18 protein-coding genes are annotated in these 22153 nt (G+C 40.0%); 14 read left to right on the top strand and 4 right to left on the bottom strand.

Annotated features, from left to right (window positions below; translation table 11 throughout):
- Window positions 1–63: 63 nt before the first annotated feature.
- Entirely contained in the window at window positions 64–1395 is a 1332-nt protein-coding gene (locus tag DWZ33_RS06540) for an HAD hydrolase family protein (protein ID WP_182425560.1), read from the bottom strand.
- 108 nt (window positions 1396–1503) lie between these two features.
- Window positions 1504–2787 carry a patatin-like phospholipase family protein gene (locus DWZ33_RS06535; RefSeq protein WP_182425558.1) on the bottom strand — a complete coding sequence of 428 codons (1284 nt, stop codon included), beginning with the start codon at window positions 2785–2787 and terminating at the stop codon, window positions 1504–1506.
- A gap of 108 nt (window positions 2788–2895) precedes the next feature.
- Between DWZ33_RS06535 and spoIID the strand changes: the two genes are divergently transcribed.
- The 14 genes from spoIID (at window position 2896) to DWZ33_RS06465 (ending at window position 20056) form a co-directional block, all read left to right on the top strand.
- Complete coding sequence (gene spoIID, locus DWZ33_RS06530) at window positions 2896–3828, top strand: stage II sporulation protein D (protein ID WP_118454243.1); 933 nt, start codon at window positions 2896–2898, stop codon at window positions 3826–3828.
- Between the two features lie 40 nt (window positions 3829–3868).
- Window positions 3869–4459 (top strand): M23 family metallopeptidase, encoded by a 591-nt coding sequence (locus DWZ33_RS06525; RefSeq protein ID WP_022937270.1) that lies wholly within the window; start codon window positions 3869–3871, stop codon window positions 4457–4459.
- A 112-nt stretch (window positions 4460–4571) separates the two neighbouring features.
- Window positions 4572–5561 (top strand): rod shape-determining protein, encoded by a 990-nt coding sequence (mreB, locus tag DWZ33_RS06520; RefSeq protein WP_118454242.1) that lies wholly within the window; start codon window positions 4572–4574, stop codon window positions 5559–5561.
- Window positions 5562–5580: 19 nt separating this feature from the next.
- Window positions 5581–6660: an MraY family glycosyltransferase gene (locus tag DWZ33_RS06515; RefSeq protein WP_118454241.1), complete on the top strand. Its 1080-nt coding sequence runs from the start codon at window positions 5581–5583 to the stop codon at window positions 6658–6660.
- A gap of 47 nt (window positions 6661–6707) precedes the next feature.
- Entirely contained in the window at window positions 6708–7952 is a 1245-nt protein-coding gene (locus tag DWZ33_RS06510; RefSeq protein ID WP_118454240.1) for a hypothetical protein, read from the top strand.
- Window positions 7953–8121: 169 nt separating this feature from the next.
- A complete protein-coding gene (locus DWZ33_RS06505) occupies window positions 8122–8682 on the top strand; it encodes a hypothetical protein (RefSeq protein WP_022937266.1) in 561 nt (186 codons plus the stop codon).
- A gap of 57 nt (window positions 8683–8739) precedes the next feature.
- On the top strand, window positions 8740–10599 hold the full coding sequence (locus DWZ33_RS06500; protein ID WP_118454239.1) for a SpoIIE family protein phosphatase: 1860 nt from the start codon (window positions 8740–8742) through the stop codon (window positions 10597–10599).
- 120 nt (window positions 10600–10719) lie between these two features.
- On the top strand, window positions 10720–11919 hold the full coding sequence (gene tilS / locus DWZ33_RS06495) for a tRNA lysidine(34) synthetase TilS (RefSeq protein ID WP_118454238.1): 1200 nt from the start codon (window positions 10720–10722) through the stop codon (window positions 11917–11919).
- Window positions 11920–11948: 29 nt separating this feature from the next.
- Complete coding sequence (gene hpt / locus DWZ33_RS06490; RefSeq protein ID WP_022937263.1) at window positions 11949–12488, top strand: hypoxanthine phosphoribosyltransferase; 540 nt, start codon at window positions 11949–11951, stop codon at window positions 12486–12488.
- Between the two features lie 27 nt (window positions 12489–12515).
- On the top strand, window positions 12516–14570 hold the full coding sequence (gene ftsH / locus DWZ33_RS06485; protein ID WP_022937262.1) for an ATP-dependent zinc metalloprotease FtsH: 2055 nt from the start codon (window positions 12516–12518) through the stop codon (window positions 14568–14570).
- Window positions 14571–14632: 62 nt separating this feature from the next.
- Window positions 14633–15550 carry an Hsp33 family molecular chaperone HslO gene (hslO, locus tag DWZ33_RS06480; protein WP_118454237.1) on the top strand — a complete coding sequence of 306 codons (918 nt, stop codon included), beginning with the start codon at window positions 14633–14635 and terminating at the stop codon, window positions 15548–15550.
- Window positions 15522–16520 carry a tRNA dihydrouridine synthase DusB gene (gene dusB, locus DWZ33_RS06475; protein ID WP_118454236.1) on the top strand — a complete coding sequence of 333 codons (999 nt, stop codon included), beginning with the start codon at window positions 15522–15524 and terminating at the stop codon, window positions 16518–16520. Before hslO ends, dusB begins: the two co-directional genes overlap by 29 nt.
- 9 nt (window positions 16521–16529) lie before the next feature.
- On the top strand, window positions 16530–18032 hold the full coding sequence (gene lysS, locus DWZ33_RS06470; RefSeq protein WP_022937259.1) for a lysine--tRNA ligase: 1503 nt from the start codon (window positions 16530–16532) through the stop codon (window positions 18030–18032).
- A gap of 467 nt (window positions 18033–18499) precedes the next feature.
- Window positions 18500–20056, top strand: a complete 1557-nt coding sequence (locus DWZ33_RS06465) for a GGDEF domain-containing protein (RefSeq protein WP_182425556.1) — start codon at window positions 18500–18502, stop codon at window positions 20054–20056.
- A gap of 81 nt (window positions 20057–20137) precedes the next feature.
- On the opposite strand, the gene DWZ33_RS06460 is transcribed toward DWZ33_RS06465, so the two are convergent.
- Both DWZ33_RS06460 and DWZ33_RS06455 read right to left on the bottom strand, forming a co-directional pair.
- Window positions 20138–21301 (bottom strand): iron-containing alcohol dehydrogenase, encoded by a 1164-nt coding sequence (locus DWZ33_RS06460; protein ID WP_118454234.1) that lies wholly within the window; start codon window positions 21299–21301, stop codon window positions 20138–20140.
- 16 nt (window positions 21302–21317) lie between these two features.
- Window positions 21318–22076 (bottom strand): DeoR/GlpR family DNA-binding transcription regulator, encoded by a 759-nt coding sequence (locus tag DWZ33_RS06455; protein WP_118454233.1) that lies wholly within the window; start codon window positions 22074–22076, stop codon window positions 21318–21320.
- Between the last annotated feature and the right edge of the window lie 77 nt (window positions 22077–22153).

Here is a 22153-nt window from a genome sequence, read left to right as displayed (position 1 = left end):
TAATCCTGATAAATAAAAAGTATTCAGCATGGATGTCTTTGAACTGAATACTTCTTATATGATTTATTTACCTTGTGGTTTACGTCTTACAGGTTTATTAAAGGCAGCTGTTTCAGACTTCTTAGGAGAATCCTTATGGAAGTCTTTTTTATAACCTTCTTTATTAAATGATTTTTTATCATCTTTATTATATGGTTTTCTGTCATCCTTGCGGTAAGGCTTCTTATCATCCTTGTTGAAGGGTTTTCCATCTTTACGATAAGGTTTTTTATCATCGCGGTTGAACGGTTTTCTGTCATCTCTGCTGTATGACTTTTTATCGTCATGATTGAAAGGTTTGCGGCCATCTCTTCTGAATGGTTTCTTATCATCGTCGTTTGATGGTCTGCGCTCAGAAAACGCTTTTTTTGGCTTTGGTTTCAAAAGTTCAAGATCGGCTTCTGTGGCAATGCCGTTATCGACATTATACTGTGCACGCCGTCTTGCTTTTTCAGCTTCACGCCGTGCCATCTTAGCATCTTCACGGGCATTGTCACGGTCACGTTCCGCCTTTGTGTCATTGCTGATCGTTGTGTAGATAGCCTTGGAGGCATTCAGCGCGACCGAAGAAGCACGGCTGATTAATTCTTGTTCACTGCCTTGAATCGCACAGCAGTTAGGATAAGCTTCAAATAAGGATAAGCTGTCCTTACAGCCTGAAATAATCAATGTTTCACCTGCTGTAACTTTTACCGCATTCATAAATTTTAAAATCATCTGATCAAAAGTTGCAGTCTTATCTGTAATTGTAAACTCATGTTTATTTAAGTCATGGAAAGCAACGCCGCTCATAGCCTTGATCGTATGTTCAATCGCGCCAATTCTTGCTGGATTTGCCGCAAATACTTCAAAGCGGTACACCCTGCGGTTTGTTAGTTCATCAAGAGTTTCAAATTGATGCAGATGGTCAAAGAAATGATTGTTTTGAATCAGCGCTTTAGCTGTTTTCTTATTCTTTTTCAACTGCTGACTCATAATGAATTCACTATATTCTTCACTCAGCTGATTCTCATCATAGGGACTGTAAATGCCTTTATCCGTATCACAGAAAAACATCAGCTGTTGATCAATCAATAATTGAGCGGCAGCAGCAACATCCTCAGCATTCATAAAGATTTCCTGTAACAAGTGACCATTCTCATCAATGGCCTTGGCACCGTTCATCAAGATTTTATCACATTTGATATGTGACTTTTCACAGGCATTCTGAATGCGCTGTGCATTTCTCGGCGTAAAAATAACAAAACGCTTTCCCTTTGCACGAGCTACTTCAACAGCATCAATATTAGCTGCTGAGATTTCATATGTATTGTTTAACAATGCTTTTTCTAAATCAGAAAAAATTAATTGAATCATAATTCTACCTCTATTTCCATCCATTATTATAACAGACATAAGGGCTATAAAGCTACTTTATCTTCATAAATATCAGCATACCAAACCCATATTGTCTGTGAGAATTATTTATTTCATATTGGCAAGATAGAGTGCCGCTACATATTCTTTATCGATTAATGGGAAGAAAGAGCGCGGTTCAAAGAGATAGGTCTCTGATTTCATGATTTGTGAAACAATTAAACTTAAAATCTGCTTGCTGTTTAAGCTGTTAAGCAGCATCTTTACCGTTGACAGGTTTTTGTTGCGCATACCTTCCACAATCTCATCTGTATTACTGCGCTGTTTCAAAAATTCTGAGCGAATCAGCTTCCTCAGTTCCTTGATTTCATAAATAGGAGTAACATTAATATCCAGAATCTGCGCGCAGATTTCCATTGCCGCATGGTCATAATCTTTGATAGCAAGTGCTTGTTTACGGGTATAATTTCGCAGAACGTCAGTTAAAGGCTGAGGATTGAATACTTTCACTTTTTTGCGGATCATGCCATCATTAAGCTCGGCTTCAATGTCGAGAATCAGGTTGTAAAAACGGATCGCTGCCGCATCGGTACGCCGCTGTATATATGTATAGACAAAGCCATCGTAGGCATTAAAGGCTTTCATTGTATCAAGATATCCCAGCTGAATGCGGCGGTCGAGGTTTTCACGGTCAAAGTCCAGAAAATTACCAAGATCCTGACTTGGAATGATATATTTAATATTAGGCCGGTGCAGATATTCCTCATGAATAATCTTTTTATGATTTAAGTCGACAAGGACAAGCTCATCAGCTCCCATTTTCATCGCCAGACGTACCGGCAGATTATCATAATAACCGCCGTCTACATATTCCTTGCCATCCATGACATGAGCTGGGAAAGCTGGATAGCAGGAGGCACTGGCAATCAGATAATCTTTTAAAGTATCCGGCGCCATTTCATGCTTCGTAATCTGAACTGGCTTTAACGATGGATATTCCACCGTCACCAAGCCAAAATCAATCGGTGATGCCAGCAGTCTTTCTTGATCGCTGAGCCGGATAATCATTTCCTTCAGGGGGGTGATATCAGCTCCTTTATCATGAATGAATTGTTTAAAGAAGGGAACAACACGATTGCGCTGCGTCACTAAGGAATCAATATTCATACTGACAGAGATACCATTGTTCATTACCTGTGTGATATCCATATTCTCCCATAAGCGAACTGCTTCTTCATAATCATTTTGAGCAATCATACAGCCAATCAATGCACCAATACTCGTGCCGGTTACGATATCAGGCTGGATACCCAGCTCCTGAATCGCTTTATAAAAACCGATTTCATAGGCTCCCTTGGAACCGCCGCCGGCTAAGACAAACGCACGTTTCATATGCCACCTCATTTCTCAATTAGCATACCACAATCTAATCAAAAAAGTGTCTTTTTATGAATTTCTCATAAAAAGTTATGCAGAGCATATAATTCTTTGAGGTGCAATATGAAGATGATAATGAAAAGCTTCGCCATCCTGCTTTTTTTAGGTTATACATTTTTTCTGATTTTTCATCCGCAGACAAAAGCTGTAAATCATGCGGCCAGTGTTCTGATTAACAGAGGACCAGATATGCCGATTAATAATGAAGCTGTTGATGCACCAGTACAGTATGTGGCGGTAATGCGCGGCAATACACAGGTCGATTTGCCGCTTGAGGAATATTTGATCGGTGTGGTAGCCTCAGAAATGCCGGTTACTTTTGAGTTAGAAGCATTAAAGGCGCAGGCGGTAGCTGCCAGAACATTTGCCAGCGCCAGAGGTTACAGCGTTGATGATACGACAGCTTCACAGGTATATAAAGATAATGAACAGCTGAAAAGTCAATGGCTTGATCAGTATGATGAATATTATAAGAAAGTAAAACAAGCAGTTGAAGAAACTGCTAATCAGATCCTTGTCTATCAGGGAGAGCCGATTACCGCTGCCTTTTTTTCATCGTGTATGTCAGCAACGACAAACGCGCAGGATTACTGGCAGAATGAAGTTCCCTATCTGCGTTCAGTCGCTTCACCTTGGGATAGTGAAACGGTAGATATAACTAGAAGCAAAGAGGTGGATGACAGCACTTTAACCAATGCTTTAGGCAGCAGTCAGCTTGCGGTTCTTTCATATTATGATAATGGGTATGTGAAGACTGTTCAAGCTGGCTCTCAGCAGTACACTGGCCGTCAGATTCGTGAAATGCTGGGATTAGCTTCAAGCTGTTTCACCATAGAACGCATTGAGAATGGTTTGCGCTTCATCACTTACGGCAGCGGTCACGGCATCGGCATGAGTCAATATGGCGCTCAGGGAATGGCATTGGCCGGCTATACCTATGATGAAATTCTGCATCATTATTATACAGATGTGGAAATTAAGACAACCCTTGTATAATTCAATTTCATGCGGGCATACTCATGCATGAGGTGAAACAATGATTGCTTATGAAAAAAAGTCAAATAAGACAAGAAGAGCATTAATTTTAAGTCTGTTGGTTGTACTGTGTGTCAGCGTCTTTCTGCTGAGTGAAAAAATGATGCAACAAGGAGAGGAAACACTGGTATTTAATGAAACTGTACCGGTGATTAAACTGCCTGATGATGAAAGCATTCAGCTTCCTTATTCAGTTTCGGCAATAATCGCTATTGATTATTTTGACGGCAAAGAAGGAGATATTCCTAAAGTTGTAGAATTTGAAGGTGTATTCCGACCGTCACAGGGCATTGATGTCGTATATAACGATGAAGCTTTTGATGTTACAGCTGCGCTTAGCGGGGAAGTTATAGATGTGAAAGAAGATCCGCTGCTGGGTTATTCAGTGACAATTCAAAGTGATAATTTAAAAATCACTTATCAAAGTCTTAGCGATATGAAGCTGCAGAAGGGTGATTCCGTGAAGCAGGGCGATGTATTATCAACAGCAGGAAAGAATGTTTACAACCCTCAGTTGGGAAATCATTTACACTTAATTGTGGAAAAAGATGGGAAAATTGTCGACCCAAAAAGTGTTTTTAAACTTCAATAGTACCTGCCGGGTACTATTTTAATTTGATAATGAAATTCACTTTATAAATCAACGAAATGTGTTATAATGGTAATGCTAATTGTAAAAATTTTATGAATGGAGGAGACCTGTTATGTTATTCACAAAAGAGGTTGGTATCGACTTAGGTACGGCCAATTTATTAATCTACGTAAAAGGTGAAGGTATTGTCATTGATGAACCTTCCGTTGTTGCTATAGATGCTGAAACAAAGAAATGTCTGGCAGCTGGCCAGGATGCCAAGGATATGCTGGGCAGAACCCCAGGCCGTGTATTGGCAATCCGTCCGTTAAAGGATGGTGTTATTGCTGATTTCGAAGTAACTGAAATCATGCTGAATTTTTTCTTGAAGAAATTATCGCTGAAAAGTATGTTTCAGCGTCCAACGATTTTGATTTGCTGTCCAAGTAATATTACCTCAGTAGAAAGAAATGCGATTCGTGACTGTGCTTACCGTGCCGGCGCGAAGAAAGTATATATTGAAGAAGAGCCTAAGGTTGCGGCCGTAGGCGCCGGTTTGGATATTTCTAAACCTAGCGGCAATATGGTATTGGATATCGGCGGCGGTACTACTGACGTAGCAGTTCTCTCCTTAGGTGAAATTGTAAGCTCAACCTCTTTAAAGGTTGCCGGTGATACCTTTGACCGTGATATTATCAAGTATGTTAAAGATGAAAAGAAGCTGCTGATTGGTGATCGTACAGCTGAAGAAATCAAAAAGCAGATTGGTACCGCTTGGAAGGGTTCACGTTCTGAGACGATGGAAGTCAGCGGCCGTGACTTAGTGACAGGTCTGCCTACTTCAATTACCCTTGTATCTGAGGAAATTGAATCTGCTATGCGTGAGAATCTTCAGAATGTCGTGCGCGCGTGCCGTACTGTCTTAGAACAGACGCCGCCTGAATTATCCAGTGACATCGTTACCCGCGGTATTGTTTTAACCGGCGGCGGTGCCCTGCTTCATGGCATTGATGAATTATTACGTAATGAATTACATATTCCGGTTTATGTAGCTGAAAATGCTCTGCGCTGTGTTGCCGAAGGTACAGGAATTCTATTGGAAAACTTGCATTTGGTTCGTTAAAGAGAATTGAGGTGGCAGTATGCAATGGATCTTGTACTTGCTTGTTCCTTTTGTTATAGCAACCATTGCGACGCCGATTGTTAAGTGGATCGCGAAAGATCTTAAGGCGTACGCAGAAATGAATGAGCGGACAATTCACACGAAAATCATTGCGCGTATTGGCGGTGTGGCTATTTATGTAGCTTTTATTATCTCCATGGCGATTTTTATGAAAGCGGATGTTCAGATCCGCGGGGTTCTGCTTGGCGGAACGGTAATGTTTATCGGTGGATTGATTGATGATCTGGTTAATCTGTCACCGAAGAAGAAGTTTGCGTTTCAAATCATCGCAGCGATGCTGCTGATGTTTTATGGCAATGTGATGCTGGATAAGATTTATCTGCCGTTAGGCATTGTCATTGATATGGGTATTGTATCTTTTATTGTTACTTTTTTCTGGATTACCGGCATTACCAATGCGATCAATCTGATTGATGGTCTTGATGGTTTGGCCGGCGGTATCTGTGTGATCATTATGATCGTTGTCGCTTCTCTGTCAACCATTGACGGCAGAACGGATATTTGTACGATGGCGCTGATTCTGGCAGGTTCGATACTTGGCTTTCTGTTGTTTAACTCTTACCCGGCTTCCATATTTATGGGCGACTGCGGGGCTCTCTTTTTAGGCTTCATGGTTTCCGCGATTGGGTTAATGGGTTTTAAGAGTTCAACCTTTATTACGCTGGGACTGCCGATTTTGCTTTGCGCGGTACCAATCGTTGATACGCTGAGTGCAATCGTAAGGCGTAAATTGAGCGGCAAACGCTTCGATGAGGCAGATAAGAATCATCTGCATCATGTGCTGATGCGCCGTTTCGGACACCGCAATACAGTATTAATCCTATATGCGGTTACCGCGAGCTTTGGCGTCGCTGCTTATCTCTACATATTGAATCGGGCGTTAGGTCTGCTGTGTTTATTTATCATGGCAATCGTTGTAGAGGTTTTCCTTGAAAAGTCACATATGATTTCTGTGTCTTATCATCCATTAACTTCCTTGGTTGATATGATATTTAAGAAAAAAGCACCGGTTGCTGAAGAAACAAAAGATAAAGAATAAAAACTTCAGGGGCTGACATCAGCCCTTTTTCTGAAAGGAGGAGGACAATGAAGAAAATCTGCTGTTTATGCTTAACCTTGCTGTTGGCTGCGGGCTGCAGTAAAGAGATTACAATTTCACTGACTACGGATATGATTACGGTGAATGTTCATGATGAATTGCCGGATGCAAAGATTCTGCAATATGTGAACTGCAACAACATGGTCTGTTCAGAAGATATTGAACTTGATATCCGCAGAGATGAATTGAATCTTGATAAGGTTGGTGAATATACGATTGATGTACTATACAATGGCAGCGGCTATCCGCTGAAGGTAAAAGTCATCGACGTTGAAAATCCGACGATTCATGTTGAACCATTTACGATTGAACAGTATGAAAATATTATCTGGGACCGTGAAATGTATAACCGTATCCAGCTGACTGTCAGCGATAATGCAACAGATGAGAATACATTGTACAATTCCATTAAGGTAGAGGGACTTGATCCATCGATTGCCGGTGAACAGCTGGTGACTTTCACACTTAAGGACGCGAGCCGCAATGAAACATCAATCAGTGTAACGGTTACTGTCGAGCCGAAACCAGTGGTGGTTGTTAAACCGACACCGCCAGTTGTCGTGCCGCCAAAGGAACCTGAAATAACTACGCCAAGTGATGCGACACCAAACGATGCGACTGGCAGTGATGCAACAGGCAGCGATGCGACACCAAATGATGCAACGCCATCTGATGCCACACCAAACGATGCAAGCGGAACCGATGCAACGCCATCTGATGCCACGGAAAGCGACGCGACACCAAGTGACGCAACGCCGTCTGACGCAACGGAAAGTGATGCAACGCCTAATGATGCCACTGATACAGACAGTGAAGACGATACGCCTGAGATCCTTCGCCGGGTAACCATGACTGCGAAGGATGTGCTGAATCTGCTGGATAGCTCACGCAAAAATGAGGTAATTTATGTATCACAGACATGGTGTTCCCACTGTCAGGCATTTGTGAAGACTTTAGACAGCTATCTTGCTGAACGTGATGATTTGATTGTGCGTGAAATTGTACTGGATCTTGAACCCCAGACCGAAGTAATTACGCAAAATGTGAATGGCGAGGATGTCATCCATTATGAATATGCTGATTTTGAGGCGTTCAAGAAACAATATAATATTGATTTTGTAGGAACGCCAAGTATCTTTATCATTCGTAACGGAAAGGTTAGGGAAACTCTGATCGGCAATCAGTCAATTGAAATCCTGCATGATAAGCTGGATTCGATTTCTAATAATTAAATATTTAAAAACGAGGAGCAATCTTCGTTTTTTTGTTTAACAGCTTCCTTCTTAATCAAGCTTGATTTGCGGCTTGAAGCAATCAAAAGCATTTTCTTGAAGATAAATCTGATTTTATTGTTAGGAAACTGCAAATTTTGAGCATATTAAGAGGTAGGAGGAGATTTGAATGCAAGTAAAAGAAATTGAAGCATTTTATGATGTCTGTACAACCTCGGATCAATCGTTAATCAAACAGGAGTGGAATAAGCTTTGGAATTGGTTTATTAAAGAGAAACGTCAGGAATATTCATCAATCAGCTATCGGGAAAGTGTTCAGCGGCTGATCAGTGAGAAGAATTATAATGTCCGCCGAAATATCCAAAGCAGCAAAGCGATGGGACTTCAGGTTTATCCTGGTGATATCTGTTATATTGATTTTGGCCAGGCTTATCTTTATGAAGCAGGTTATCAGCATTTTGGCTTAGTCTTATCAATCGTTCATTATAAAGCACTGGTAATTCCCATGACCAGTAATCCGCAGACGTATCAGAAAGCGTTTGGCAAGGATGGTACATATTTATATCCGTTAGGTAAAATTGAAGGCATGAATCGTGAGTCGGTACTCTTTTTAAATGACGCGAAATTTATTAATACTGCGAGAATTATCGATGTAAAGGCACATTTAGATGTGGCTGGCTGGAAATTTAAGGAGATAAAGGAAAAATTTAAAACTTCTATGCTGGACTGAAATTCGACAAAACACTTGTTCTGCAACCGTTAGAATAAGGGCAAGTGAGGTGTCTATATGAGTGAAAAAGTACTGATGCAGAAGAAGACAAGGGAGCGTCTGCTGACAGCTGGGGACGGCTGTGCTTTTATCAGCGGACTGCTGCTTTCAGCGCTGCCAATTGAAACAAGCTGGTGGCTGCTGCTTTTGTTGTTCAGCTTCTTTTATGTGCGCAAGCGCAAGGAAATGATTCTTTTAAGTATTGCATGTATCGGCGGCACCATGCTTTTCTATCCGGATCAGTTAATTGAGATTGTTTTATTAAGCGGCTGTGTCTGTGCATGGATGTTAGTGATGCAGCTTTTAAAACGGCCAAGTTATAAAACACTGCCATGGTTTTTGATGCTGATGAGCGGCGGTGTGGCTTATGCGATGAGTGAGCCTGTATCAAAAATCATCGTGCTGATGCTGGGACAATTTATTCTGGCTTTAGATACATATAGGGATTGCGGCTGGATCAGAAAGGAACTGCAGCTGCCTGACGCAGTCTATGGCAGTTTGATTTTTATCGCTGGACTTCTGTTGATGCAAATACTGAATCAGGAATATTTCGCATTATTAATTTTTGTGTTTATGCTGATGAGTGTTAAGCCAGCAGTGTCAATCTTGTTTTATTTATACTTAGAAATGTTAATGCCGGGTTTAATAACGCCAGTTGCCTTTGGCTTTTTATTATTGGTAAGTCTGCATCAGGATCAGCCATTGGCAATGAATGGGTTGATGCTCGTAGGTATTGCGGCTCAAGGCTTTGATTTTATCGCTATTGTGCAAGGCTTGGTGCTGTTGCTGCTGTTTGATTTGCTGCGTACTTCTGAATTGCCGTTTAAGGGCATGATGGAACGTGTGGCATTGAGTGATATGAACCGGATTGCGGTAATGAATCGGCAGCTGAATAATTTCTCTGTGATATTTGAGAATCTGGCGGATTATTATGCGAGTCTGTCAGAAGTTGAATCAGAGATGCTGGAGACGATGGCTAAGGCTTTAAGTTATACCGCTAACAATTGCACAAGACACCAGATTGATGTGGAAAAGCGGAAGGATCAGCTGTTGGATTTTCTTGACGGTTATAAGATTGATGTTGTATCATGCCTGCTTGAAGAAAATGAAGAGGGCTGTATCTATTTAGAATTGGAATTAAAGGAGCTGCCGAGAAGTGAGGTTGAAGCTACCCTGATGCCTTTATTAAATCATGTGCTGCCAACCCGCATGGAATTGGTAGAAAAGAAGAATAACCGCAATTATTCAGGGCTTTTTCATTATTCATTTATCTCATCAGCACCAATTATGATTGATGCCTATGCCGACAGTATCCGTCATGACAGCCAGGCATGCGGCGACAGCTTTTCGATTTTTCGCTATTCTCGTTTTGTTCTCTGTATGATATCAGACGGCATGGGCAGCGGCGAAGCGGCTTCAAGAATCTCAAGGAGCATTACTGCTATCTTTCAGCGGATGATTGCCAGTAATATCCCGCAGGTTGAGGCTATACGCTGTATCAATAAATTAATTTTATCGGATAATTACGCCACCTTTGATGTATTGAATTTTGATCGGTTTAAAAAGACAGTGACGGTTTCTAAATCAGCGGCATGCCCTACTTATTTGATTCGAGCGGATGAGGTATATGAAATCAATGGTTCATCGTTGCCGGTAGGTATCGTGGCATCGATTGAGGTAGACTCAATCCATGTGGAAGTAGAAAAGGGTGACTGGTTCTTAATGAGCAGTGACGGCATTTATGTTGATGAAATATATCGTTGGATTCACCAAAGACGATTGGGCAGCGCTAAAGAGGAAGTAGACGCAATGATGGAAATACTGAGGGAAAAGGAAAGAAATGATGATTCCACCATTTTGTTGGCACAAATTAAATAATGTATGATCAGGGGCGATAAGCTTCTGATTTTATTTTGATTAAATGTTAAATTAATTGACGGAAAGGTTTCTTTTGCTGGCAGCGCTGATTTTACATGCTATAATATTTGCGGTGATGTTATGCTGAAGGGTAAATGGGTTGTGGCAGTAAGCGGCGGCAGTGATTCTATGACTCTATTGGATCAATGTGTTAAGGCTGAGATGGATCTGATTGCCGCGCATGTTAATTATCAGAAACGAGACAGCGCCTGGCGTGATATGAAGCTTGTTGAGGATTATTGTGAACAGCATGGTATTCCCTGTTATGTTAAACTTTCACATTATGAAGGGAAGGGTAATTTTCAGGCATATGCCCGTGATTTTCGTTATGCATTCTTTAAAGAATTAGCAATGAAATACGAATGTGCGGGTGTATTGGTGGCCCATCAGCTGGATGATGTGATTGAAACTTATCTGATTCAAAAGGAACGCCGGCAGATTCCGATGTGTTATGGTTTGGCTTATGAAACAGTAATTGATGGCTTACGGATTGTCAGACCGCTGCTTTCAATGAGCAAACAGGCATGCCGTGATTATTGTGTTATGCATCACATATCCTATGGTGATGATGAGAGTAATTTCACTGATGATTATACGCGCAATCGCATCCGTCATCAGATTGTGGAAAAAATGAGCCTTGAGGAAAAGCAGTCGCTGGCTAAGCAAATCCAGATGATGAATGAAGAAAAGCGGCAGCTGGATCAAACGGCAAAACAGGCAGCGCAGCAGACGGGCGAGTATCTGGCAGTCGATGATCTGCTGGCGAGGGCTGATGGTGATAATGTTTTGCGGCAATGGCTGCTGCTGAATAATGGCGGAAAAAATCATAGTCAGGCATTTATAGAAAGTTTGTTTCAGCGGATGAGCAGAAATGGCAACTGGTGTGCTGATCTGCCGGACAACAAGCGGTTATATTGTGACTATGGCTTTTTGAATGTAGTCGATGAGCAGCTCACATACAGCTACACCCTTGAAAAATTTGAACCTTTAGATACGCCATGGTTTAAAGTATCTGCGCAGGGAACTTCTTTGCAGGCGGTAAATGTTGCTGAAAATGATTGGCCGCTGACGATACGCTCCCCGATGCCGGGCGATGAAATTGTGCTGCGGCTAGGTACTAAAAAGCTGAACCGATGGTTTATTGACCGCAAAAAATCACATAAAGAACGTAAATGCTGGCCGGTTGTTGTGAATCGTGTGGGAAAAGTGATTTTAGTGCCTGAAATCGGCTGTGAAGTTGCACATTTTACTAACAAACCGAATGTATTTGTGATAAAATAGAACATATACTTTTAGGAGGAGTTTTTGGTATGCATCAGGATATGAAGAAAATACTAGTGAGTGAAGACCAAATCATTGCCAGAAGCAAAGAGCTTGGCAAACAGATTTCTGAGGACTATACTTGTGCTAAGGAATTACCGCTGGTAGTAGGTTTATTAAAAGGTTCTGTGCCTTTTCTGGCAGAACTGATCAAACACATCGATTTAGATGTCTGCATCGATTTTATGGATGTATCTAGCTACGAAGGAACCGAGTCAATCGGTGATGTGAAAGTGAACATGGATTTAAGCAGTTCAGTGAAAGGCATCCCGGTTTTACTTGTTGAAGATATTATTGATACAGGAAGAACTTTAAAAGAAGTGACACGCCTGTTGAAAAATAAGGGTGCCAGTGATGTTAAGGTAGTATCCCTGCTTGATAAACCTGACCGCCGTACGGTTGAAATTGAAGCTGATTATGTCGGCTTTGTGGTACCGAATGAGTTTGTTGTTGGTTTTGGTTTGGATTATGATCAGAAATATCGTACTTTACCATATGTTGGTGTATTAAAGGATGAAGTTTATCAATAAAAAAGAAAGTAGTAAAGGAGGTTAACAATGAAGAAAAAGCGTTTTATTAATATAATACCGTATTTATTAATATTGCTGGTTTTCTCTAGTTTGCTGAGCTATTCCTCAACAAGCAATACGACGCGTTTTGCTTATAATGAGTTTGTAGCCCGCGCTGAGAAAATGAATTTCGGTGATACGAATATCTCAATTGGCCGAGCTAAATTGGATATCAGCGGTTATTATTATGATGGCGAACAAAAGGTTGCGTTCTCAGCAAGTATTCCTAATACTGATGAGAATTTAGCATGGGCAAAGCAGGTGCTTGATGAGGGTACCGGCGCTGATGGCCAGCAGGCAAACAAAATTACGATTACTGACCCTAACGAAAGTAATTATTGGTTAGATGCGCTGCTGAATATTGTGCCGTTGGTAATTCTGATCGGCGCCACTGTATTTTTATTTTCTAAAATGAATGCCGGCGGCAATAAGCAGGCGTTTGAGTTCACGAAGTCGAAAGCTAAAATTGAAGGGAACATCAAGGTTCGTTTTAAGGACGTTGCCGGCTGTGATGAAGAAAAAGAAGAAGTTAAAGAAATTATTGATTATTTGAAGAGTCCTAAGAAATTTGCTGATATGGGCGCCCGTATTCCAAAGGGTGTACTGATGGTAGGTCCTCCGGGAACTGGTAAAACATTATTGGCAAAGGCGGTTGCCGGTGAAGCTGATGTGCCGTTCTTCTCGATTTCAGGTTCTGATTTCGTTGAGATGTTTGTCGGTACTGGTGCGAGCCGTGTCCGTGATATGTTTAAAAAGGCCCAGCAGACAGCGCCTTGTATCGTGTTTATCGATGAAATTGACGCGGTAGGCCGTCAGCGCGGAGCCGGTATGGGCGGCGGCAATGATGAACGTGAACAGACACTGAATCAGCTGCTTGTTGAAATGGATGGTATTGGTGAAAATAAGGGTATTGTAATTATCGCCGCTACCAACCGTCCGGATGTTCTTGACCCGGCACTGCTGCGTTCTGGCCGTTTTGACCGACAGATTACAGTCAGCCTGCCTGATAAAAAAGGCCGTACAGAGATTCTTGAAGTTCATGCGAGAAATAAAAAACTGGCACCGGATGTCAGTCTTGAAAATCTTGCGAAGCGCTGCCCTGGCTTCTCAGGCGCAGATCTTGAGAATGTATTAAATGAGGGTGCTATCCTGGCGGTTAGAGATGATCGCAAGATGATTACAATGGATGATCTTGATGAAGCCATCGACCGTGTAATGATGGGACCAGCAAAGAAATCAAAAACTTATACACCAAGTGAAAAGAAATTGGTTGCCTATCATGAAACTGGGCATGCTATTATCGGGTTAAAACTGGAGAATGCAAATATTGTTCAAAAAGTTACGATTATTCCTCGCGGCAATGCCGGCGGCTATAACTTGATGACACCAAAAGAAGAGAAGATGATGCCGACAAAGACAGACTTCTTGGCCAAAATCACTGGTTATTTAGGCGGCCGTGTTGCTGAAGAGTTAGTATTTAATGAAATCAGCGCCGGTGCCAGCAATGATATTCAGGAAGCAACGAAGATTGCTAAGATGATGGTTCGTTCTTATGGTATGAGCAAGCTGGGGCCGATTCAGTATGATGATGGCAGCGGCAATGTATTCCTTGGCCGTGATTACACAAGCGGCAGTAACTATTCAGGTGAAATCGCTTATGAAATCGATAAGGAAGTGCGCAATATCATCAATGAGTGCTATGAACGCGCTAAGCTGATTATTCAGGAAAACCGCGCTCTGCTTGATTTGATTGCTAATACACTGCTTGAAGAGGAAACACTGACGAATGAGCAAATCATGAATCTGGTTAACTACGGAAAGGTTAGTGCTCCTGTGAAAGAAAATCTTGATGAGAAACCATCTACTGAGGTAAGTGAACAGAGTGAGGTTGTTGACAGTCTGGATCATGTACCAAATGTTGAAAACATCGAAATCGATGAAGAGACGATGATTACTACACCGACTGATGAGCCGGAAGGACCGGTTAAGGTTGAAGAGGGTGTAGATAAGGATCCTGTTGCTCCTAAAGACACAGAAGAATAAATCATAAAGGTGCGCAGGCACCTTTTGTCTGTAATTGAGATAAAGGAAAAGGAAGTGAATATATGGAAGATACTTTAATAAAAGCACTGGCTTGTGAGGGCCGTGTGCGTGTAATCATTGCCGCTTCGACTAATCTGTGTGAGGAAGCGAGAAAGCGTCATGACTGCTGGCCGACAGCGGCAGCGGCTTTAGGCCGTGTGCTGACAATTGGTTCAATCATGGGCAGTATGCAGAAAAATCAAGATGAAAAGCTGACAATTCAGATCAATGGCGGCGGCCCAATCGGAACTATTTTGGTAGATTGTTTTCCAGATGGCAATGTGCGCGGCTTCGTCTCTGATCCGCATGTGCATATGACCTATAATGACACGGGTAAGCTGGCGGTAGGTATTGCGGTTGGTAAAGAAGGAACGCTGAAGGTGATTCGTGATTTAGGAATGAAAGATGATTTTGCTGGCACCGTGAATCTGCAGACTGGGGAAATTGGTGATGATTTCGCATACTATTTCACCGTCAGCGAACAGACACCTTCAGCAGTCAGTCTCGGTGTATTGGTAGATACGGATAATTCCGTGATCGCGGCTGGCGGTTTGTTGATTCAGATGCTGCCGGATGCGATTGAAGAGGATATTGAGAAGGTAGAAGCAATAGTCAAACAGCTGAAACCAATGTCTGCCTTGATCCATGAAGGAAATAGTCCTGAGGATATCCTTCATCAATATTTTGATGATATTGAAATTCTTGAGAAGCAGCCGATCCGTTTCACATGCAGCTGTTCAAAAACAACAATGAAGCGGGCCTTGCTGACGTTAAGTAAGGAAGAACGACGTAAACTCATCGAAGAAGACCATGGCTGTGAAATCACTTGTCACTGGTGCAATGAGCATTATACATTCAGTGAGGAAGAACTGATAGATTTAGAAAATTTTTATGAATCAGTAGGAACAAAACATGTGGAAGATCAGAAACATATCCATTGATAATCAAATTGTTATTGCACCTATGGCAGGCATCAGTAATCCGGCATTCCGCAGTATCTGCAAGAAGTTTGGCGCTGGTTTGATTTATACTGAAATGGTATCTGATAAAGCAATTTGCTATTCAAATACGAAGACAATTGGTATGACACAGGTGAATGAGGATGAGCATCCTTTAACGATGCAGCTGTTTGGCCATGATATTGAAAGTATGGTGCAGGCTGCGGTATTTATTGATACGCAGACGGATTGTGATATTTTAGATATTAATATGGGCTGTCCGGTTAATAAAATTGTGAAAAGTGATGCGGGCAGCGCATTGATGAAAGATCCTGAACATGCCGCTGAAATTGTGCGCGAGATCGTTAAGCATGTGCAAAAACCTGTTACGGTAAAAATGCGCGCGGGCTGGGATAAGGATTCGGTGAATGCTGTTGAATTCGCGCTGATGATGCAGGATGCCGGTGCCAGTGCTTTAGCGGTTCATGGGCGGACTCGAAAACAGATGTATGAAGGTAAAGCGGATTGGCGTATCATTAAAGCGGTTAAGGATGCGGTATCAATACCCGTGATGGGAAATGGTGATGTGACTTCACCGCAGCTTGCGAAACAGATGTTGGATGAGACAGGTGTGGATGCGGTAATGATCGGCAGAGGTATACTTGGTGATCCATGGTTGATCCGGCAGACGGCTCATTATCTTCAGACAGGAGAACTGCTAGGTGATTCTGATATTGATGAAAAGTTTGAATTAGCAAGACAGCATGCGCAGTCATTAATTGTGTTAAAAGGTGAAAATGTGGGCATGAAAGAGATGCGCGGCCATGCTTCTTGGTATATGAAGGGCTTAAAATACAGTCATCGTGTAAAAGATTGCATTTCACAAATGACTACTTACGAAGAATTTGTTATAATATTAGAGAATTATAAACAGTCGCTCATAAATGATGAGTGGAAATGGTTAGATAGGTAGGAAAAACATATGGAACAAAACAATGAAACAACACTCTCGCTGACTGAACAAGAAGCAGTCAGAAGAGAAAAATTGAAGTGGCTTGAAGAACGCGGAGTTAAGCCGTTTGGTGAACGTTATGATCGTACTTATAAATCAGGGGAGCTGAAAGGTAAGTATGAGAATTGCACGAAAGAAGAGCTGGAAGAGCTTGATCTGAAGGTGAAGATTGCCGGTCGTATCATGACGCGCAGAAATCAAGGTAAAGTTGGTTTTATGCATATTCAGGATATCGACGGACAGATTCAAATCTACGTGCGTAAGGATGCTATCGGTGAAGAGGCATTTGAAATCTTTAAAAAGGGTGATTTAGGTGATATCGTAGGTATCGAAGGCACTTTGATGAAAACGAATCATGGTGAATTGACTATTAAGGCCGAGGTGTATACGCATTTGGTTAAGGCATTGCGCCCGCTGCCTGAGAAATTCCATGGTCTGCAGGATGTCGAGGAGCGTTTCAGAAGACGTTATGTTGATTTGATCGTTAATGAAAGTTCTAAGAAAATCGCGCTGACACGGCCAAAGATTATCCGGGCGATTCAAAATTATTTAGATGGTCAGGGTCTTGTGGAAGTTGAAACGCCAGTGCTGCAGCCTATTTTGGGCGGTGCCGCGGCACGTCCGTTTGTAACTCACCATAATACACTGGATATGGATTTCTATCTGCGTATTGCGACTGAGCTGCCATTAAAGCGTTTGATTGTCGGTGGCTTAGAAGGTGTTTATGAAATTGGCCGTCTGTTTAGAAATGAAGGTATGGATGCGACGCATAATCCTGAATTTACGACGGTTGAGGCTTATGTGGCTTATTCGGATTTGAATGGCATGATGGATCTTGTAGAGGGTCTGTTTAATGATTTGGCTGTGAAAATCTGCGGTACGACGGAAATTGAGTATCAAGGCACAGCGTTATCATTGAAGGCACCATTCAGACGCGTACATATGGTTGATGCGATTAAGGAAGCATGCGGTGTTGATTTCTGGCAGGAAATGACATTGGATGAAGCTAAGGCTTTGGCTAAGGAGCATCATATTGAGGTTGAAGCACATCACACAGGTGTGGGTCATATTATTAATTTATTCTTTGAAACATATTGTGAAGAGAAGATGATTCAGCCGACTTATGTATATGGACATCCAGTGGAAATTTCACCGCTTGCTAAAAAGAGCGAGAAAGATCCTCGTTTCACAGATCGTTATGAATTATTTATCTGTGGTAAGGAATACGCAAATGCGTTCTCTGAATTAAATGATCCGATTGATCAGCGTGAACGTTTTGAAAAGCAGGTTCGTGAAAAGAATCTGGGTAACGATGAAGCTAGTGAGATGGATACAGATTATGTAGAGGCGTTGGAATATGGTATGCCGCCAACGGGTGGTGTTGGTATCGGTATTGACCGTACAGTTATGCTGCTGACGAATCAGAGTACGATTCGTGAGGTATTGCTGTTCCCGCACATGAAAAATAAATAAAGATTTTATAAATTATTAAAAGCTCGTTATAATCGTGAATTTTACAATTTAGCGGGCTTTTTATATTGCTTGTAGATTATTAGGATTAAGTATAGAACTGTGTATTAGTGAGTCTGATAATAAGGATGGTGAGAATAAAATTAAAGACTTGAAATAATAAAGAGGCGTAATTAATCGGATACAGACGAAACTGTTCAGAAATTTATGTTTCGTCAGTACAGTTTTAATTCGTCTTTAAAGAATGCAAATATATCAGCAATAGTGATGAGCGGTATACTGGTTACAAGACATTATAAGATGAGGTGATCGTTATTCATCACAGTTTTATGAAAATTGTATTATGTTATTGTGATGATACATATGACTAAGCGTTTTTAAAATATTTTTTAATGAATTTTAAAAGAATATTTATACTTGGTTTAACGTTTAAAATACAAAATTCATACAAATTATGCTATGATTATACTATGTTAGAAGAAATGCGCAATATAGAACAACAAATAGATATAGAACGGCTATCTAAGAATATGGATGCTATTTTCGTACTGGCTAAAAAGCTGAAGGATTTAGCTGAAAATGAGCGTGATGATTATTACATGGCGGTTGCTTGTTACTATATAGCTAATTATAATTTAAATAAAGGTAATTATCAGGAGGCGCTGGATTTTGCTCTTGATGGGATTACTTATGGAGAAATTATTTCTGCTAATTTTTATCTTATACAATTAAATAACTTGGTTGGAATGATTTATGGAACCTTGGGTGATGAGGTTAATTCTGTACAATATACATTAAAGGCATATTATATTGCGAAAATGAATAATGTAAATCGTTCGGTTTATATACTCACTAATAATTTGGGCGTGCTTTTTTATGATTTACAGTATTATGATATTGCTTACGAATATTTCCTTGAAAGTTTCAAGGAAAGAGGCATTACTGACAGCAGCTTATTGAAGATTAATGATGGTTTTAATATTATTAATCTAGTTGGATGCAGTCTTCATTTACACAAAATGGATGATTATAGACAATGGATGTCTTATTTGGAAGTGTATAGAGAGAAATATACTGAATTTACCGTAGAAGATGATTATCTATTATATCAAGTTTATGAGGCGTATTATGCTGCAGATTATCAGTTGATGATTGAAAGAATATATCAGTTTTTGAACCTATGCAGTAAGGACCTGGATCAGCTGCACACTTATAAGGATATGGTACAAATATTTAAATTGTGTGTGGAGGCAGGTTTTGAAGAATTAAGTAATGTCTTGCTGGAACAGCTGAATATTTATATGAAGCAGTATCCTGAGTATAAACGGACATCAAGACTTATGGAGTATTACGTTGAGTACAGTATAAAATTCCGCAAGGAACAGTTAAAGGATGTGCTCTTTAATTATTATCTTTCTAAGAAAAAGGAAGATGAGGCTTGGAAGCGTGAAATGAAGTCTACATTAATAACTAATATCAATATGGAAAAGATTGTCTATGAGCAGAAAATTATTCTAAAAACCAATGAAGAATTAAGAAAAAATATGGAGTTAGAAGAGTTTACTCGAGTGCTTAATAAAAATGCTTTTACAAATTATGTAAAAGCAGAGCTTGAAATGATGCATCAGGATCAATATATGGCATTGTTTATCGTTGATATTGATAAATTTAAAAATATTAATGATACATTGGGGCATTATTATGGTGATCAGGTATTGATACAAATTGTTGAGGCTATTAAAAAGAATTTGCGTGATAATGATTATTTAGGTAGAATTGGCGGCGATGAATTCAGTATTTTTATGAAGAATATTTTGTCAATGGACTACCTGAATGAGAAGACAGAGAATATTATGAAAAGTATTCAGAGTATTGCCGGTGAATGTCAGGTCAGTGCCAGTGTGGGGCTTAGTGTGATATCACAGAAATGTGATTTTGAAAGCTTGTTTAAGTCAGCAGATGAGGCGATGTATGAGGCGAAAAATAATGGCGGCAATCGCTATTGTCTGAAGATGTTGGATGAATAAAGAGAAACAGTTGTTAATGAGCATTGAGCCTTAACAACTGTTTTTATACTGATAGTGAGATGTATTTTATATGTTAATTGGTTACAGACATAAATTCAATACATCAACAATTTTAGCTGCATTTAGAGGAATGTAATGACCTACTGTATGAGTATCATTATCTGTTGCTCGCTGAGCCATAATGTCAAATGCCTCATTACTGATATTAAATTGCGTTAAGTTTGTTCTTAAACCAAGCTTTTGAAAAAAATGTTCAAATTGGCTGATTACATGGATACATTTTTCATCATCAGTAATATCATTCTGATCTGCAAACAAACGATTATACAATTGAATCAGCTTATGCGAATTATGCTTATGGTAATACTTTAAAATACCCAGCATTGTTACACTCATACCTTCACCGTGTGTTATTCCATATTGTGCACTTAGTTCATGTTCAATGCGGTGAGCACCCCAGTCACTGATACGACCTATATCTAAAAGATTATTATGCGCAATAAAGCCAAGACATTGAATCTCTGAACGTGCATTTAAGTTACTAGGGTTATCTACTAGGCGGCATGCATTGATCATTAAGGCTTGAATAGCACCTTCAATCAAATAATCAGTTGTGTCAGTAAACTGAGTATTAGACAAATAACGTTCTAACAGATGAGATAGAATATCAGCACACCCGCAGGATGTCTGATATTTAGGCAAGGTTATTGTATATGAAGGATCAAGTATTGCAAATTGAGGTATGAGACAGTCAAATTCAATCCCCCTTTTTAACAGCCCATTTGATATAATGGACGCATTTGATGATTCAGAACCACTGGCAGGAATTGTTGAAATAACACCAACGGGCAAGGCGCTGCTTGGCTCAATAACATTAGTAAAGAAATCCCAAACATCATTTTCATAAGGTTGTCCAATAGCCACAGCTTTAGCGGTGTCAATAACACTGCCGCCGCCAACAGCTAAAATAAAGTTGATCTGCTTGCTTTTAGAAAGTGTGATTAATTCTCTTACCAATTCAATTTTGGGATTCGGTGTAACATTTCCATTTTCATAAAAAGTGATATTTAACTTTTGGCTGAGATCTGTCACATATTTTCTAATTCCTAATTTTTCAACATAATCACCACTGTATATCATCAGCAATGATGTTACATGATACTTCTTTAATTGATCTTCAAGATTTTGTATTGCATCAACACCAAAAATTATTTTGGCTGGATTATAATAACTGAAATTTTCCATGTGTTTCCTTTCATAGTCAGAGAATCTGTATATGATGCTCTGTAAGATATTTTATCCATTCACTATCCAAAGGTTTATCAGTAATAATGATATCTATATCAGACAACGAAAAAAACAAATTGTCAGCTACATCTATAAACTTTGTATGATCGACTACCAATACTTTTTGTTTTGTATGAGTGAGCATTGCTTTTCTTATTTCTGCTTCATTCGCATCATCGTCAGATAATCCAAAATTCATATTAATTTTAGAACAGGATATAAAAGCAATATCTGTATAATATTGATTTATAAATTCCACAGCACGATATCCGCTGAAAGAATTGCTGATTGAATGATATGTGCCGCCAGTACAAAGTATTAAGTTATCAAATGCAGAGCCAGCGTACAGATTACAAATACTTAAAGAGTTTGTCAAAATTGTCGGCTTTGCTTCTTCGCTTAAAATAGCCTGTGCGATATTCAGGCAAGTTGAACTAGAATCCAGCATGATTGTTGAATCCTTGTTAATTAAACTGACAGCTTTTTTAGCCATAGCAATTTTTTCTGCTTTATAAAGATTTTCGCGTGTAGAAAAAGGAACATTCTTATCAGCATTTTTTAAATAAGCTCCGCCATAAGTACGCGTTAGATTACTGCTTTTTTCAAGTTCCTTTAAATCTCTGCGAATTGTTTCTTCTGAACACTGAAAAAATATGCTTAATTCAGCTACATTTAATATGCCGTCTTTTTCAAGTCTTTGAGTAATCAGCTTTTGCCTCTTTGCTTTTAACATATTAAACCTCGGGATATTTTAGTTGTTTACGATACATCTATCTGAAGTATAAGGTAAATTAGAATTAAAATCAACAT

Source organism: Dielma fastidiosa (assembly GCF_003475485.1).
GTDB lineage: Bacteria > Bacillota_I > Bacilli_A > Erysipelotrichales > Erysipelotrichaceae > Dielma > Dielma fastidiosa.
Note: the sequence above shows the minus strand (reverse complement) of the source record. Positions and strands in the feature narration are given on the sequence as shown.

What these genes read in the sequence shown, in the direction of transcription:
- ftsH (WP_022937262.1), top strand. Translation starts at nt 12,516, where the DNA reads ATGAAGAAAAAGCGTTTTATTAATATAATACCGTATTTATTAATATTG.
- DWZ33_RS06500 (WP_118454239.1), top strand. Translation starts at nt 8,740, where the DNA reads ATGAGTGAAAAAGTACTGATGCAGAAGAAGACAAGGGAGCGTCTGCTG.
- DWZ33_RS06540 (WP_182425560.1), bottom strand. Translation starts at nt 1,395, where the DNA reads ATGATTCAATTAATTTTTTCTGATTTAGAAAAAGCATTGTTAAACAAT.
- mreB (WP_118454242.1), top strand. Translation starts at nt 4,572, where the DNA reads ATGTTATTCACAAAAGAGGTTGGTATCGACTTAGGTACGGCCAATTTA.
- DWZ33_RS06525 (WP_022937270.1), top strand. Translation starts at nt 3,869, where the DNA reads ATGATTGCTTATGAAAAAAAGTCAAATAAGACAAGAAGAGCATTAATT.
- hpt (WP_022937263.1), top strand. Translation starts at nt 11,949, where the DNA reads ATGCATCAGGATATGAAGAAAATACTAGTGAGTGAAGACCAAATCATT.
- DWZ33_RS06460 (WP_118454234.1), bottom strand. Translation starts at nt 21,301, where the DNA reads ATGGAAAATTTCAGTTATTATAATCCAGCCAAAATAATTTTTGGTGTT.
- DWZ33_RS06510 (WP_118454240.1), top strand. Translation starts at nt 6,708, where the DNA reads ATGAAGAAAATCTGCTGTTTATGCTTAACCTTGCTGTTGGCTGCGGGC.
- dusB (WP_118454236.1), top strand. Translation starts at nt 15,522, where the DNA reads ATGTGGAAGATCAGAAACATATCCATTGATAATCAAATTGTTATTGCA.
- DWZ33_RS06505 (WP_022937266.1), top strand. Translation starts at nt 8,122, where the DNA reads ATGCAAGTAAAAGAAATTGAAGCATTTTATGATGTCTGTACAACCTCG.
- DWZ33_RS06455 (WP_118454233.1), bottom strand. Translation starts at nt 22,076, where the DNA reads ATGTTAAAAGCAAAGAGGCAAAAGCTGATTACTCAAAGACTTGAAAAA.
- hslO (WP_118454237.1), top strand. Translation starts at nt 14,633, where the DNA reads ATGGAAGATACTTTAATAAAAGCACTGGCTTGTGAGGGCCGTGTGCGT.
- spoIID (WP_118454243.1), top strand. Translation starts at nt 2,896, where the DNA reads ATGAAGATGATAATGAAAAGCTTCGCCATCCTGCTTTTTTTAGGTTAT.
- DWZ33_RS06535 (WP_182425558.1), bottom strand. Translation starts at nt 2,787, where the DNA reads ATGAAACGTGCGTTTGTCTTAGCCGGCGGCGGTTCCAAGGGAGCCTAT.
- DWZ33_RS06515 (WP_118454241.1), top strand. Translation starts at nt 5,581, where the DNA reads ATGCAATGGATCTTGTACTTGCTTGTTCCTTTTGTTATAGCAACCATT.
- DWZ33_RS06465 (WP_182425556.1), top strand. Translation starts at nt 18,500, where the DNA reads ATGTTAGAAGAAATGCGCAATATAGAACAACAAATAGATATAGAACGG.
- tilS (WP_118454238.1), top strand. Translation starts at nt 10,720, where the DNA reads ATGCTGAAGGGTAAATGGGTTGTGGCAGTAAGCGGCGGCAGTGATTCT.
- lysS (WP_022937259.1), top strand. Translation starts at nt 16,530, where the DNA reads ATGGAACAAAACAATGAAACAACACTCTCGCTGACTGAACAAGAAGCA.